This window comes from Myxococcales bacterium, from assembly GCA_022563535.1.
GTDB lineage: Bacteria > Myxococcota_A > UBA9160 > UBA9160 > UBA4427 > DUBZ01.
This window is the reverse complement of sequence record JADFNE010000016.1, coordinates 46,571-61,549: the sequence shown is the minus strand read 5'-3', so window position 1 is coordinate 61,549 and position 14,979 is coordinate 46,571. Positions and strand designations below refer to the sequence as shown.

General features: G+C 59.9%; 13 protein-coding genes. 5 read left to right on the top strand and 8 right to left on the bottom strand.

Features of this window, described 5'->3' with window-relative positions; genetic code table 11:
- Positions 1-218 precede the first annotated feature (218 nt).
- The 5 genes from IH881_07380 to IH881_07360 all read right to left on the bottom strand — a co-directional run bounded on the left by IH881_07380 (position 219) and on the right by IH881_07360 (position 6,192).
- Positions 219-1,085, bottom strand: coding sequence for a TIGR03619 family F420-dependent LLM class oxidoreductase (locus IH881_07380; GenBank protein MCH7867505.1), 867 nt, complete (start codon positions 1,083-1,085; stop codon positions 219-221).
- 14 nt (positions 1,086-1,099) lie between these two features.
- Positions 1,100-2,383, bottom strand: a complete 1,284-nt coding sequence (locus IH881_07375; GenBank protein ID MCH7867504.1) for a hypothetical protein — start codon at positions 2,381-2,383, stop codon at positions 1,100-1,102.
- A gap of 68 nt (positions 2,384-2,451) precedes the next feature.
- Positions 2,452-3,012, bottom strand: a complete 561-nt coding sequence (locus tag IH881_07370; GenBank protein ID MCH7867503.1) for a nuclear transport factor 2 family protein — start codon at positions 3,010-3,012, stop codon at positions 2,452-2,454.
- A gap of 19 nt (positions 3,013-3,031) precedes the next feature.
- Positions 3,032-4,609 (bottom strand): cytochrome P450, encoded by a 1,578-nt coding sequence (locus IH881_07365; GenBank protein MCH7867502.1) that lies wholly within the window; start codon positions 4,607-4,609, stop codon positions 3,032-3,034.
- 80 nt (positions 4,610-4,689) lie between these two features.
- The gene (locus tag IH881_07360) at positions 4,690-6,192 is read right to left on the bottom strand and encodes an aldehyde dehydrogenase family protein (protein ID MCH7867501.1); all 1,503 of its coding nucleotides are present in this window, start codon (positions 6,190-6,192) and stop codon (positions 4,690-4,692) included.
- A 184-nt stretch (positions 6,193-6,376) separates the two neighbouring features.
- Here IH881_07360 and IH881_07355 point away from each other — a divergent pair, with 184 nt between their 5' ends.
- Positions 6,377-7,243: an NAD(P)-dependent oxidoreductase gene (locus IH881_07355; GenBank protein MCH7867500.1), complete on the top strand. Its 867-nt coding sequence runs from the start codon at positions 6,377-6,379 to the stop codon at positions 7,241-7,243.
- The gene (locus IH881_07350; protein ID MCH7867499.1) at positions 7,240-7,866 is read left to right on the top strand and encodes a TetR/AcrR family transcriptional regulator; all 627 of its coding nucleotides are present in this window, start codon (positions 7,240-7,242) and stop codon (positions 7,864-7,866) included. Before IH881_07355 ends, IH881_07350 begins: the two co-directional genes overlap by 4 nt.
- 259 nt (positions 7,867-8,125) lie before the next feature.
- Here IH881_07350 and IH881_07345 read toward each other — a convergent pair whose 3' ends face one another.
- Positions 8,126-9,583 carry a sulfatase-like hydrolase/transferase gene (locus IH881_07345; protein ID MCH7867498.1) on the bottom strand — a complete coding sequence of 486 codons (1,458 nt, stop codon included), beginning with the start codon at positions 9,581-9,583 and terminating at the stop codon, positions 8,126-8,128.
- 382 nt (positions 9,584-9,965) lie between these two features.
- Here IH881_07345 and IH881_07340 point away from each other — a divergent pair, with 382 nt between their 5' ends.
- The 3 genes from IH881_07340 to IH881_07330 all read left to right on the top strand — a co-directional run bounded on the left by IH881_07340 (position 9,966) and on the right by IH881_07330 (position 12,708).
- Positions 9,966-11,177: a CoA transferase gene (locus IH881_07340; GenBank protein ID MCH7867497.1), complete on the top strand. Its 1,212-nt coding sequence runs from the start codon at positions 9,966-9,968 to the stop codon at positions 11,175-11,177.
- Positions 11,178-11,300: 123 nt separating this feature from the next.
- Complete coding sequence (locus IH881_07335; protein ID MCH7867496.1) at positions 11,301-12,044, top strand: glutathione S-transferase family protein; 744 nt, start codon at positions 11,301-11,303, stop codon at positions 12,042-12,044.
- A 139-nt stretch (positions 12,045-12,183) separates the two neighbouring features.
- Positions 12,184-12,708, top strand: coding sequence for a DsbA family protein (locus tag IH881_07330; GenBank protein ID MCH7867495.1), 525 nt, complete (start codon positions 12,184-12,186; stop codon positions 12,706-12,708).
- 20 nt (positions 12,709-12,728) lie between these two features.
- On the opposite strand, the gene IH881_07325 is transcribed toward IH881_07330, so the two are convergent.
- Both IH881_07325 and IH881_07320 read right to left on the bottom strand, forming a co-directional pair.
- Positions 12,729-13,673, bottom strand: a complete 945-nt coding sequence (locus IH881_07325; protein MCH7867494.1) for a TIGR03621 family F420-dependent LLM class oxidoreductase — start codon at positions 13,671-13,673, stop codon at positions 12,729-12,731.
- A 20-nt stretch (positions 13,674-13,693) separates the two neighbouring features.
- Positions 13,694-14,950 (bottom strand): cytochrome P450, encoded by a 1,257-nt coding sequence (locus tag IH881_07320; GenBank protein MCH7867493.1) that lies wholly within the window; start codon positions 14,948-14,950, stop codon positions 13,694-13,696.
- Between the last annotated feature and the right edge of the window lie 29 nt (positions 14,951-14,979).

The window sequence follows — 14,979 nt, the reverse complement described above, 5'->3', positions numbered from 1 at the left end:
TGAAGGTGAGTGGCCGAGTGGAGGACAAGGGTGTCAACCCAGGCTGTAAATATGGCGGGCTATTGCAACCCGGCTGCGCATCCCCGGAGCGGTCTTGCGGGGAGTTGCGAGTGGAGGGTGTCTGCGCGAGTTCGCTGTACTCGATTACACCGCTGGCAGGGAATGCGCGTTTGTGGACGCGACCCCGCGTCTAGTTGGAGCTTGGCGTCCTTGCCCGGCTAGAGCTTGCTGATGACTTCGTCTGCAAAGCGACGGATCCCGTCGCATTTCTGCGTGCAACTCTGGCTGGCATCGCCGTAGAAGAGCCAGGGCACGGTGATGAGTTCGGTTACGCCTCGCTCTGCCATGCTGCGATACCCATCGACGTCGTAGACGTCGCGAAGCGCCGCGCAGATTCCCAGGGGTTCGTCTGCTTTTGGCGAATCGCTCCGATAGGCCCGAAGTTTGCCCATGATGATGTCGAGCTCTTCGGTGGTTTGGATTTCAGAAGCCCAGCCGTCGCACAACGTGGCGGCTCGGCGCAGGGCGGGTTCCGAAACGCCACCGCCGTAGATTGGCACGGGCCGGTCCGGCACGGGACTCATCTGAATTCGATCGAAGTCGTAGAACTCTCCGTGGTGTTCGACCATGCCACCGGCGAACAGTTTGCGCAGTACTTCGATCGCTTCGTCGAGTCGTCGACCGCGTCCGGCAAACGACTGGCCGAGCAGATCGAATTCTTCGCGCATCCATCCCGCGCCCACACCGAGGATCAGGCGGTTTTGGGACATCACTGCCGTGGTCGTCACACTCTTTGCGGCGAGCACCGGATGTCGTAATCCGAGCAGGTAGACGCTCGAGATGAAACGAATGCGCTCGGTGACGGCAGCCATCGCGCCTATGGCGATCAACGGGTCGGGCCACGGTGTATCGACTTGCCAGCGTGGGCGGCCGTGGGAGGTGTAGGGATAGGGGGTGCGGAGTTCCTCGGGATAGAAAACGTGATCGGAGACGACGATGCCCCCGAACCCAGCAGCTTCCGCGCTGCGCGCAATGTCGCAGAGTTCACTGGGATCGATGTAAGCGACGGCGATGCAGAAATCCACAACTTCCCTTCGGTTCAGTGCCGTCGCTGTTCGAATTCAAAGGTCGCGCCGCGACTGAGCTTGGCGAGCGCTAGCTCTTTGGGTGGTTCTTGCGGCGCAGAATTCGGATCGATGACGACGTCCCAGGCGAATCGCGAGTCTACGGGATCTGGCACCGGGTGGCAGCGTGCTCGGGGATTGATCACGCCGGCGATCGCATCCAACGCGCGGTGGGGTTCGCAAGCGAGACCTGCGAACCACGAGTAGGGGTCACCCTCTTCGAATGCCGGACAGTCTCCAAGCGAGATTCGAGCGCGCAAGGGTCCTGTGATCTCCACGCGGAAATCCACATAGCTGCGCGGAAAGAAACAGGGATGAAGTTGAAAAATCTTGGCCACGTCTTCAATCGAATCACCGGTGATCTGGAGTTGTTTCGCGAGTCGCTCTGCGGTCAAAGCGGCAATGCCTGTCCACTGGGCGCTTCCCAGATCCATGGCAACCGAGTCACTTTTTCGTTGTGCGGCGCAGAGCATGAAGGCCCGGGTCAGCAGGTGACTCTGTACGGCAAACTCCTGGCATACGACAACGAGCGCCCGATGAGCGAGATCTTCGAGTTGGAACCCGGGGTCGAAGGGGCCCGAGTAGTCGAGTTTTCCGCCGGGCTCAGAGTCGGCGGCGGGAATGAGTACGGGCACGCTTGCAATTTTTGATTTTCGCACGATTTCGAGATTGGGATGCTGCTCGAAGGGTTCCGCTTCGTCTCCGATCGACACCGACCAGCGACAATGGGGAACTCGGTCAGCGGGGGAGCGGGGTGGGCGGTGGATAGGACGCATCTTCATGCACGGGTGAGTGGCGGCGGCGGTGGCATCAAAGGTGGGGTCTTCGATGTTGTGACACATGAGCTTGACCCGTTTCTCGCCGAAGGGTTCGACGTCGAGCAGGGCTCCGCAGTGAGGCAGCCAAAATTCGCCATAGTCCGGGCGATCCAGGCGGAACTGAAAATCCATGAATTGGTGCGGGGCGCCAATGTCGAGCTGTAGATTCTTGAACACGGTCCCGACGTCATGCCCCTCGAAATTCATCGCCCGTTGCATGCGCTGCGAATAGATCGGACTCGCGCCCATCCATTCTTCGATCGCAAAATCGACGTAGGACTGACCGCCCAGAAGCTTGGCGACCAGCGGGAGTCCGACGCGATCCTGCAAATGACCGCTCAGCAGGAACTCGCGCCCGAGGTGGGCGAGGGTCTGGCGCGAAAAACTGCCCAGACCCACGTCGGGATCGAATGGCCCGGAGTAATCGTCAAGCAATGTCATGAGTCTCCCGTTGCAGGCGAAGACGCAGAGGATTTCGAACCACGATTTCAACCACTGCGGTTGCGTCTCTAGGCGTCTGGATCTTCGAGGGTCGTAAACCAGTCGAACTCCGAGCGCCGGGTCCATCCAGGCATCTTGCTACCCGCCTTCATGCGTTCTTGCATGCGTTCGCTCAGGTCGCCGTTCTTCATCATGGCGCCAAACACCGCGCCAGCATTTCCGTGGTCAAAGAAGTCTCGCTGCCAGCACCATTTGAAGTCACCCGCGTAACGAAACCAACTGCCGCCCGTGCCGTGAATCTCGTACGGATCACCATCGGGATCCTCGATCGGCGCGATCTGACGCCAGATTCCGAGGAACTCTCCCTTCTGATCGTCGATCAGGCGCCGCACGTAGGGATAGGTCCAGTGCTCGAGTCCACTCATTTCCGAACCAAAGGCTGTTTCGTGAATCTGTTTGCGTCCCCGGGCGACGAACTCCCAATTGGGACCCATGTTCCAGCTGTACACGGCGTCTTCGGTATAAAATTCAGACATCTTCGACCAGTCGCCACTACTGCCAGCAGCGTTATTGGCCGCAACCCAGCGGTCTACCATTTCTTCCATTTCGTCTCGGGGGAATGCGGGCATTTCGTCTCCTCTGGCTCATTCAATCATCTGTTTCGATAGACAACGCGCGTGTGGGGCAATGCTCTACGGCGAGTTCAACCCGCGCGCGTTGTTCTTCGCCGTGATCACGTTTCTTCAGCACGACCTTGTTGTCTTCGCGTTCGACTTCGAAGATCTCGGGCGCTTCCCCCACGCAGACGCCGTGGCCCTGACAGAGGTCCATATTGACGCAGATCCGAAAGGCTCCGGGGGCCAGGGGTTCTTGCTTGGCCTGCGAACGACTGGCGCTTGCAACTGCGATCGTTCGCCGCCGGCGGTAGCGGGCCCGGCACGGTTGTTTCAACTGGACCACCATCTTCGAATGGTCGTTCTCGTAGCTCGCGTGCGGCTGGGACAATTCAAAATCGTAGTGGCGCAACAGCTCACTGAAAATTGCCTTGAGCTGCATCATCGCGAACGCCGATCCGACACAACGGTGGTGGCCCGCGCCGAAGGGGATCCAGGCAAAGTTCTGCTTGTCTTCTTCGCGCCAGTGCTCGTAGCGGCTCGGGTCGTAGCGGTCGGGGTCGGGAAAGCACTCGGGCATTCGATTCGAAATCGAAGGCGATACGGCCACGAGTTTGCCAGCGGCGATCGTGAAACCTTTGTAGTGGAAGTCGTACATCACCTTTCGCATCAAGATGATCAGCGGAGGATGCATGCGCAGGGCTTCGAGGATCGAATGTTCGAGGGCGGGGATCTCTCGCAGGGCCTGATAGCTCACATCGCGCCCATCTGCGTAGAGTTCGTCGAGTTCGCTGACGACGTCCTTCATGATGTGAGGGTTCTTGAGCAGTTCGATCAGGGTCCAGGCTGCGCTGCCCGAAGTCGTATGGTGCCCCGCGAACATGAGTGAGATGAACATGCCGGTAATCTTGTCGATCGGGTATCGGGGCTCACCGTGCTCGTCCTCGAGGGTGAGCAGCACATCGAACAATTCGCGTTTCGCGTTTGGATTCTGACGTCGCCGCTCGAATACATCGGTGAGCAGACTGACCAGGCGCCGGCGCGCGCGGTCTCTCGCGCGAAATGCTGGTAGCGGAAGGTTGGCGTTCACGTATGCGATCGCGTCGGTTCCCTTCTCCAACTCGTAAAATGCCTGGAAGTATTCCGGCGTCAACTCTTCCCGAAACTCCTTGCCGATCAAGCAGGCGCTCGAGGTGTAGATCGTGAGTTCGGAAAAGAAGTCGAGCAAGTCGATCTCGCCTTCATCGCCGAGCCGCTCGATCATGCGATGGACTTCGCCGGAGATCGTCTCGGCGTGCCCTTTCATGAATTTTGCGGTGAGGGACTGGTTGCGAATCGCCTGCTTGCGTTGTTCGGGAGTGCCGTCGAAGACCACGCCCTTGCCAAAGATCGGGGTCATGAAGGGATAGGCGGCCGCCTGATCGAGTTGTTCGTCACTTCCGCGGAAGAAGGCCTCTTGCGCCTCCTCTCCGATCATCATTACCACGCGGTTGCCCGCGAAATTGATTTCTCCGATTTCTCCAAGTTCGTCGCGCACCCGTTGAAACAATCCGATCGGATCGCGGCGCAACTCGCCCAGATGGCCGATCAGCGGTCGGGAACGGGACAGCACCGGCGGCGCCCGCCCTCCTGGATGCGCGGCCCGCGACGGAGCCAGGGGCTCCGATTCGCTCGGGGTACTCGCTTGACTACTCACTTGCCCACTGTCGAGTCTGCAGGGATGGCGATCACCTTGGTTTCGAGCATGCTTTCGAATCCCATCACTCCGTTTTCGCGTCCTACACCACTTTGCTTGTAGCCGCCAAATGGCGTGTCGGGATGGAACCACTGAGCGCCCGCGACCGACAGGGTTCCCGCGCGAATTCTGCGCGCTACCGCGATCCCGCGTTCGATGTCATTTGTCTGAACGGCGCCCGAAAGCCCGTACTCGGAATTGTTCGCGATGCGCACGGCATCATCGTCATCCTCGTAGGGAATCACGCAGAGCACGGGGCCAAAGATTTCTTCCTGAGCGATCGTCGAGTCGGGATCTACATCGACGAACAGAGTCGGTTCGACAAAACACCCCTTGTCTCCGAGGTCACCGCTCGGCTTGCCGCCCCCGACCACGCAGCGCGCTCCATCTCGCTTTCCTATTTCGATGTAGCGCAGCACCCGCTCTTGCTGACGCTTGCTGATCTGGGGGCCTTGAAGATTGGCTGGGTTGGTGGGGTCGCCGTAGTTCCAATTTTCAAAGGCCCCGATGAGGATCTCGATGGCTTCGTCGTAGCGAGCACGGGGGACCAGCAGGCGGGTGGTGATCGCGCAGCCCTGTCCAGCATGGACACACGTCATGGCGGCCCCGGGAAGTACCGCTGCCAGGTCGGCGTCGTCGAGCACGATGTTTGCGGACTTGCCGCCCAGCTCGAGGAACACACTCTTCACCGTGGGCGCGGCAGATTCCATAATGCGCCGCCCGGTCGCGGTCGAGCCCGTAAACGACACCAGATCGATGCGCGGATCCGAGGACAGGATCTCGCCGGTCATGTGATCCGAGGAGGCGACGATGTTGAATACGCCTGCGGGAATGTCGGTCTTCTCCGCGACGATCTTGCCGATATGCGTCGCCGACCACGGTGTGTCGGGCGCCGGCTTGAGCACGAGGGTGCAGCCCGCTCCCAGTGCCGGGCCGATCTTGGCGATATTGAGATACAGCGGCACGTTCCAGGGTGTGATGGCCCCGACTACGCCGGCCGCCTCCTTGCGCAGCAAGCGGCCCTGGGGCTTGCCCAAGAAGGGCACGTCGGGCATGCGGATTTCGTACTCATACGAGGCGGTGAGATCTGCCCAGTAGGACATCATCTCGATCGGATCGTCCACGTGCATGTAGGGGGTCAAGGAAATGGGTGCGCCGGCCTCGTGGACGACGATTGCGCGAAGCTGTTCTTTCTCTTCGACCAACCCTTCATAGAGTTGTCGCAGGCAGCGGCTGCGAAATTCAGGGTCGACAGACCAATCGGTTTCGTCGAAGGCGCGGCGCGCGACTTCGACCGCGCGGAGCATGTCGTCCTTGGTGCCGTCTGCGGCCTGCCCGAGTATCTGTCCTGTGGTCGGATTCAGATTATCGAACGTGTTGCCGTTGCTGGCGTGACACAATTCACCGTCGATCAGATTTCGGGTTTCGGGAGCGAGGGGGGACAGGGGCAATTGATTGATCCTCAGACCTTGGCTGTCAGCGCAATGGAGCCTTGCGCAGAAAGTGAGTATTCAAGCGTCGAGACGACCGTATCCAATTTGCAATGCGCTTGCAAGGTAAATTATGATAGGGTTTGATGACCGGAACGACGGTGACGGACCCATCGATGGCCCGTCCGCGGCCGCATGAAAAAGGACAGTGTCGATGACGCTTCGAGTTGGCTTTATCGGGTTGGGCAACCAGGGTCTGCCGATTGCGGGGCATCTGGCCCCGGCAGGATTCGAGACGACGGTGTTCGACATCGTCGAAGCGCCGGTACAGGAGTTGGTCGCCGGTGGCGCGAAGGCGGCCGGATCGCCCCGGGAGGTGGGTGCCAATGCCGAGCTCGTCGGGATCTGTGTTCCCGAAGACTCCCACGTCATCGACGTCGTCCTCGGCGAAGATGGACTGTTGAGCGGGATGAAAGCGGGAAGCGTGATCTTGATTCATAGCACCGTGCTTCCAGAGACTGCCAACAAAGTTGCAATGGCGGCGTCCGAAAGAGACGTCGCGGTGTTGGATGCGTGCGTGACCGGCGGCCAGGCGCGCGCGCTGACCAAACAGATCACCTACCTGGTCGGCGGATCGGATGCCGCGGTCGAAAAAGCGCGCCCCTATTTCGAAGCCACGAGTGAAGTGCCAATCGTGCACGCGGGAGAACTCGGCAACGGCGCCAAGTTGAAGCTCTGCATCAATCTCATTACGTACATCCAATGGTCGGCCGCGTACGAGTCGATGGCCCTGGCGCGCGCGATCGGCCTGCCTCAGGAAGTTCTGGAGGAGGCGGGTCGTTCAAACGGCCAGATCACAGAAATGATGCTCTCCTTCCTCGCAGGACACAAAATTCCAGAAGAGGCGCGCAAGAGCGAGGGCTTCCAGAAATTGATGCGCGGCCATATGAAGATCGCCGAAAAGGATCTGGCATGGGCGCTACAGCTGGCTCGCCAGGCGGGGGTCGCATTGCCGGTGGGTTCGTTGGTTTCACAGTCGATGGCACGCCTGTACAACGTCGACGATGAGTGGCGCCGTTGAGTCCGCGCGCAAAAAAGCCGCCGCCGGTGCGAGCGCGACGCACCCACGCCGAACGCACAGCGGAAACTCGCGAGCGAGTGATGGCCGCAGTGGTCGAGGCCATTTCTGATATCGGCTTCACGCGCGCGACTGCGGTCGAGATCTCCCGGCGAGCGGGGGTGACCTGGGGAGCGGTGCAACATCATTTCGGGGACAAAAACGGCATCTTGAAGGCGGTGCTGGAGGAATCCTTCCACCGCTTTGCGGAGACCCTCGGCCAGGTCCCCGAAGGCCAAGGTCTCGAAAAACGCGTGGCACTATTTGTCGAGCGGAGCTGGATCCACTTCTCCAGTCCGCTCTACCGATCGACCTTCGAGATCCTGCTCAATTTGCCCGACGAAATCGAACCGCCGTGGCAGCGAGAGATGTTGGGGGAATGGCATCGCATCTGGTCTCGCTATTTCCCCGAGAGTGATCCGTCGAGTCAGCAGACCATCGAGATCATGCTCTACGCGGTGTCGGTGTTCTCCGGCCTGGCGACGACCCGAATGCTCGAACCCAAGCCCGCGCGTTCCCGGGACCGCGAACTCGAATTCTTGAAGGAAACACTGGTTTTGCAGATCGAACGTCATCGGAGTGCTTGATCGGGGAGCTTGGAGTGGTGACCGCGGAACCCGTTGAATCTAGCCAGAGACGCTCGGGCTTGAGAACATGCCAACTTGTAGTTCTGATCCAGGTCGCCGGCCGTATCACAGCAGCCGGCAAACACGGCGACCAAAATCAGGGTTCGAGTGGACCCAGCGCGAGGGTAAGACGCATGGCGGTTGATTGAGCACTTGAGCGTGTGTCGCCTAACACTGAATCATCATGCCCTAGGTCTGCTTGGCAGAGAAAGCAAGATGCCTACTCCACTATATCGGCAGGAATATCGGCAGGACGTGAAGCCTGACGACCCTCGGGAGCCCAGGGCTCGAGTTGGCACTCGGCGTCCCTCATATCCGTCGAACCGTCGCCGTCGTTGTCGAGGAAATCGACACATTCCAATGTCTGGGTCAAGAGATGTCGAGTCGTCAGAAATGCCGTTCGAGTTGGACTGGCCGAACTTCCACCATCGGCGCCCAGCCCGGGCGCCAAATCGTTGCGCTCATCTGGGTCCTTGCACACGTCGAAGAGCGCAAAGTCGGTGGCGACGGGAAATTTTGGATCGATAAAGGTGATCCCCTTGTAGCAGCGACCCCACCATGCTGCTCGCGATACCTTGGTATAGCCGTGGCGCTCCACCATCATCCAGCGATGCAGTGGCTGATCTTCGCCGCCGAGAATGCTCATCAATGAACGCGAGTTCGCCGGTATCGGCTGCGTGCTGCCAACCAACTCGGCGATCGTCGCGTAGATGTCGATCAAGCCCACGAGTCGATCACTCGACCCCACTGTGACCCCCGGCCCAAACACGATCGCGGGAACCGTTACGCCTCCCTGGTACGGGGTCCCCTTGGTTCGTCCATCTCCCCAGAAGGTGTCCTCTGCCTTCGGCGTACCGTTGTCACTCAGAAGGAACACGAGCGTATTTGCTGGGAGCGCGGCGAGCAGCCGTTCGAGTTCGGTGTCCATGGCCTCGATCATCGCACGATGGCGCTCGGCGTTGTTCAGCAGGGGGCGCGGTCGCGAAAGCAGCTCGCTGGGAGGGTCATGGAAGGATTCGTGGGCCGCGTGGTAGGCAACGAATCCCAGCCAGGGTCCGCGCGCGGACTGGACGCGATCAATCGCTTGATCGGTGACGTAGGTCGTGGCGTATGTATCGACCTCGTGCGCGGTTCCGTTTCGGTAGCTCGTCCATTGGTAGTACGATTTCAGATTCGCGCGCGAGACATCGGCGTAGTCGAATCCGTAGTTCAGCGGGTGAGTCATCGGGGCTGAATCGCCAGCCAGATGCCACTTGCCAAGCACGAAGGTGTAGTAGCCATTGTCCCGGGCCACGTCGGCAAAGCTCGGTTGATCGGCCAGGGTGCGATCGAATCTCTTGGTCATGGCGTTGGCCGTCATGCCATGGTGACGCGGTATTTTTCCAGTTAGCAGGGTTGCTCGGGAAGGGCTGCAGATCGGGTTCGCCTGGAAGTAGTCGAAGCGCATTCCCCGGGCAGCCAAGGCTGAGATGGTTGGCGTTGGCGGTGCATCAGGGGCCCCAAGTCCATAGGATGAGATGTTCTCGCGCCCGATGTCGTCGATCAAAACGATCAGGATGTTGACCCGGGTGCCCGTGCAGCTCACGAGCCATACAAGCAAGACAAGCGTAAACAGGCCGACCGCGCCCCACTTCATCGCGCGTCCCGTGCTACCGGGCGCAACCACCAACTCCGACATCTCGCTTCCCCACCTTCGCCCGGCAACCCGTGCGTCGCCATGATTTCGCTTCGACCAGAATTGACGAACTCTGTGGCCGGGCGTGATGTTGCTGATCGCGACGGGTTTACCTAGGAGACAGTTTTCAGTTTCAGTCTAGGCGGCTTTGCTGGCCAAGCGCTCTCTTTTTCTGCGTCGCATCGTTTTCCTCTTGATCTTCACAGCACGCGGGCTGAGGCACGGGCAGATATCTTCGACTACATCGAACGATTCCACAATCCAAGGAGAGCAAGAAGGACTGAACAACGCAGGCAAGAAGAAGTAGGCTTAACTCAACTGTTCGTGGAAAAGGGGTAGAACCCAGGTGCTTGATCGGGTTCTTGATTGACGAAGGGGAGGGCGCATGAGCAAAGACGGTTCATCGCAAGCAGCGCAGGGACCCTGCTCAGGCCTTCGCGTGCTCGACTTCACAACAGTGATTTCGGGTCCCATGTGCACCCAGTCCCTCGGCGATTTCGGGGCAGACGTGATCAAAGTGGAATCGCCCTCCGGCGATCCAAGTCGCCACAGTGGGGCGCCGTTTCGCGAGCCGGGATTTTCTGGCTTTCTTTCGCAGTTCAATCGCAACAAGCGAAGCATTGTGGTCGACCTCAAGAACGAACTCGGACGCGACATGATTCTCGACCTGTTGCCTCAGATCGATGTCGTGATCGAAAACTTCCGTCCCAGCGTGATGAATCGACTTGGACTCGGGTACGAGGTCATGTCGCGACTCAATCCGAGCCTCATCTACGTCGCCATCAGCGGTTTCGGTAGTGACGGACCCTACGCAGAATTGCCAGCCTACGACCAGGTACTCCAGGGTTTGATCGGCTTGATGCCTGAACAAGGCGGTGACGGTCCCCCCGCGCTAGTGCAGGGCGCAATGGCTGACAAGTCGACGGCACTCACGGCCTTGGGTGGTGTGCTCGCCGCGCTGTTGGCCCGGGAGCGCGATCCCGAAAAGCGCGGCCAGCGAGTCGAGATTGCGATGATCGACGCCTACAGTGCGTTTGCGCTCCCCGAATCCATGATGGAGCGTTCCTATCCGCCGCTGCGCAACGATGTCAGTGTGGGCAAGGACTTCTTCCGCAGTTGGGAAACCGCCGACGGGCACGTCGTGGGCCTGATCATTCAGGACGATCAGTATGCGGGGCTGTGCCGGGTCATCAATCGGCCGGACCTCGCCGTGGATTCGCGCTTCCAAAAGATGATCGAGCGTTTCCAGAATTGGCGCGCGATGGTGCCACTGATCGCTGAAGAGATCCTGAAGATTCCGACCGACGAGTTTCTCGCCAAGACCCGCAAGGAAGGAGCGCCCTTTGCGCCAGTCAATACGATTGACGACTTTCTCGCCGATCCCCAGGCCGTCCATCGCAAGTGCGTCGTTCGCCGCGAGGACGAGCGGTTCGGAACAGTGCAGTACCTCTCCCCGCCGGTCCGCTTCGAGCGCACCCCCGCTTCGATCCAACGACACGCTCCGCGCCTGGGCGAACACACGGACGAAGTGTTGATGGAACTCGGCGTCGAAGCCGTTGCGATCGCGGAACTGAAGCAAGCGGGCGCCATTCGCTGAATTTTCGAGTTTCGCTCCGGTGGCTTTGTTCTTCGGCCCAGCGGCGTCGCGTAAACGGGCACCCCGAGCTAGACTCCAATTTTCAACCCCCGATTCCGCAGCCTGGCGAGAACGCAACTGGCATTGACGGAATCAATTAGACCCAAGATGCCAATGCCCAACGTCAATCTCTATTCCCAGGCCCTGAACCCCTTCACCGAAAAAGTGGCGTGTGCGCTCGCGCTCAAGGGGGTGGACTATCGGCGCATCGAGGTCAGCGATGCCGAGGAAATCAAGCGGCTGAGCCCGGACAAGCAGACCCTGCCGGTACTCGAGGTGGACGGAAAGCGAGTCTCGGAATCGGGCGAAATTCTCGTCTGGCTCGAGCAGCTATTTCCAGAGCCCTCACTGTTCTCCGCACTGCCACGGATTCGTCGGCAACAGGAGAGCCTGGCCATCTGGTCCGACGCGAGCTTTGCTTTTTACTGGAACCGTTGGCGCACAGCGAGGGATGAACACGAGCGAAAGCAGGCTCGTTCCTCGCCGGGACTCCTGACCCGCATTCACCAGCGCGTCGAAGAGCGCATGGGAATCGAATCGGAGCCTGCAAACGAGGTCATTCCGGGGACCGAAATTATTTCGGAAGAGTTGTCTGCTCGCCTGGACGACCTGGTGGGCTTTCTCGGCAGCCGCCCCTATTTCTACGCCGATCAGCTCAGCGTTGCGGATCTCGCAGTATTTGGGATGCTGCTGTTGATGCGCGACGGCCCGATGGCGGGAAGTGCCGTAATGCTCGCGGAACGACCGACCCTGGTCGCGCACACGGTTCGACTGATTGAACTGAGCCGACGAGGCAGTGAGGCGGGACGAAAGACTTTGGAGGCCTGAGGGCACCACGTCGATTACCAAGCGACAACCAACCGACAACCCGAGGAAAAATTCGATGCGCACGATTCCCTTTTATTACGACTACGCTTGACCTTGGGCCTACTTCGGCAGTTGCCGAGTCGAAGCCTACTTTAGGGACCTGGACGTCGAGATCGATTTTCGCCCCGTCCGGCTCCGCAAGCTGATCGAACCTCCCGAGGGCCAGGAAAAGCCCAGCCGGCCGCCAGAATCTGGGCCTCGCAAGCGCGCCGACTACATGGCGAGCCTGCTGCACTGGGCCGAGTTGTGTGGCGCCGAAATCTCACCGAATGCGCGCGAGTTCATGAAGAGCGACACCAGCCTGTCGTTGCGCGCGGCATTGGTGGCGAAGGACGAGGGACGCTTTCATGAGTTTCACGGCCCGATGTATCGCGCTCGCTGGGCACAGCCGAGAGATCCCGCCGACCCGGGAGTGGTTCATTCGCTGCTCAAAGACGCCGGGCTCGATGCGGACGCTGCCCTGGCGCGTGCCGAGTCCGAGGAGTTGGTGACGCGTCTCGAGATCGACACCAAAGAGGCCATTGAACGGGGCGTATTCGGAGTCCCGACGATCTTTGTCGAAGACAAGATGTTCTGGGGCAACGATCGCTTTGAACTCGTTCGCCACTTTTTGACGAAGGACTGATTCGAGTCTGAATTCAGCGCTCAGCGGGTCAGGGGTTCGACGATTTCCTTGGCGAAAGTTTCGAGCAGTGCATCGTCCCCCGCCTGAATCACCGTGTAGCTGATGCCCGTGTCCTCGCGTCGTTTTTCGAGCCGATCGCGAATCTCACTGGCCGAGCCCGTCAGGAACAGGGGGCAATCCGCAACCTGCTCGACCGTCATCCCGCTCGACTTGGCGATCGCCTCGCGAACGCTCGAAGGGTCATCCACGATCGCAGTCACGAAGGTCAGCGAATTGAGTTCGATGTCGTCGGGGTTTCGTCCCGCTGCGATGGCCCCTTCGCGGACCCAGGAGACTTTTTCGCGGATGCGCTCGGGGGAAGAATCTGCCGGCGTCGCGCTAGTGACCCGACCTTCGGGGAGCGCCGGGTTGATGCCCACAATGTCGGCGTAGCGGCCGGCCAGGGTTAGCAAGCGTTTCCCACCGCCGCCGATCAGGACCTTGGGGCGCTGGCCCTCGGGCAACGCGACTGCCTGGGCGATCTCGCGAATCGTGTAGTGCTCCCCCTCAAAGCTCGTCCGTTCGTTCTGCCACATTGAAAAAATGATCTGCAGCGCCTCGTCGAGCCGAGAGATTCGCACCCCGGCACGGTCGTAATGCAGGCCAGCTTCGACGTAGTCGGTCTCCATCCAACCTGCGCCGATGCCGAATTCGAAGCGTCCCCCTGAGAGTACGTGGAGCGTCGCGGCGGCCTTGGCATAGATGACCGGGTGTCGGTAGTCGATGTCGTAGACGAGGGAACCCACGTTGAGTGTTTCGGTCGCAGTGCTGATGGCGGGAAGCGCCGTCATCGGATCCCACTGGCTGCCGAAGTGGTCGGGAAAGAACAGCGTCGAATAGCCGAGGGCCTCGATCTGGCGCGCTGCATCTTCCCAGCGATCACTGGGGAGTTGGGCGGCCTGGACTCCAAAGCGGAATGGTTTCATCTGGGGGCTCCGTTTGGGAATTAAATGGCATCACTCGTGAACCGGGTCCGGATCTTCATGTGCTTGACACCGCCGAGAAAACTCGACTGCAAGCGCTCGACGGGTTCGGTGAGTTCGACTTCGATCAAGCGTTCTGCCAGTTGACGAAACAGGATTCGCAGTTCGAGTCGGGCGAGGTTTGCGCCCAGGCAGAAGTGTTCTCCAATGCCGAATGCGAGGTGGTGATTGGGTTGTCGATCTACCCGGAACTCGAAGGGTTGATCAAATACTTCCTCGTCGCGGTTCGCAGACGGGTAGAAGAGACACATGGAATCTCCCGAACGAATGGTCTGTCCCCGCAGTTCGAAGTCCCGGGTTGCGGTCCTGCAGAACTGGATCACCGGGGTCGTCCAGCGCAGGATCTCTTCTACCGCAGTGTCGATCAAGGTCGGATCCTTGCGCAGCTTCTCGAGTTGTTCGGGATTCTGGATCAGGGCGAGCAGCCCCCCGCTCATGGCATTTCGCGTGGTTTCGTTTCCGGCCACGACCAGCAGGAAGAAGTAGGAGAGCAATTCTCTCGGCGGTAGATCCTTTCCGTCGATGCTCGCGTTGGCCAGCACGCTTGAAATGTCTTCCCGCGGTTGCTTGCGCCGCTCTTCCGCCATGTTCCAGAAGTATTCGAAAAGTTGCACCCGGGCGCGATCCGCCGTGTGACGCGTGTTCCCTGTATCTTGATACTCCGGGTCGGAAGAACCGACAATCGCGTTGGTCCAGGCGAACATCAGCTTCCAGTCTTCACGGGGTACACCGAGCAGGTCGGCCAGCACTGCGAGGGGAACTGGCGCGGAGACCGATGTTACGAAATCGAATTCACTGTGCTCTCCACCATTCGCGATGGCGTCGATCGTTTCCCGGGTGATTTCTTCAATGCTCGCTTCAAGACGGCGAACCGATCGTGGAGTGAAGTGCGACGAGGTGATCTTCCGGTAAATGGGGTGGTCGGGTGCATCCATGAGCAACAGATGTCGAATCTCCCGTTCCTCTTCCGTCGGCGGACTGAACTCGGGAAACACGGCGAGCCGAGGTGCGTTGATGTTCTCATGGGACTGGCGCGAGATCTTGACGATGTCTTCGTGCTTGGTGATGGCCCAGAAGGGAATCTTGACGCCGCGGTCATAGCGAAAGACGGGTGCCTCTCGGCGCAGGAGGGTCCAGGCCTCGTGGGGATATCCATCGCGAGCGAACGTTTCGTTGCTGACGATGTCGATGTTCTCGAGAGTGAGCTCGGCGTCTCCCATGCCGTTAGTATGGCAGGAGCACTGCTCTG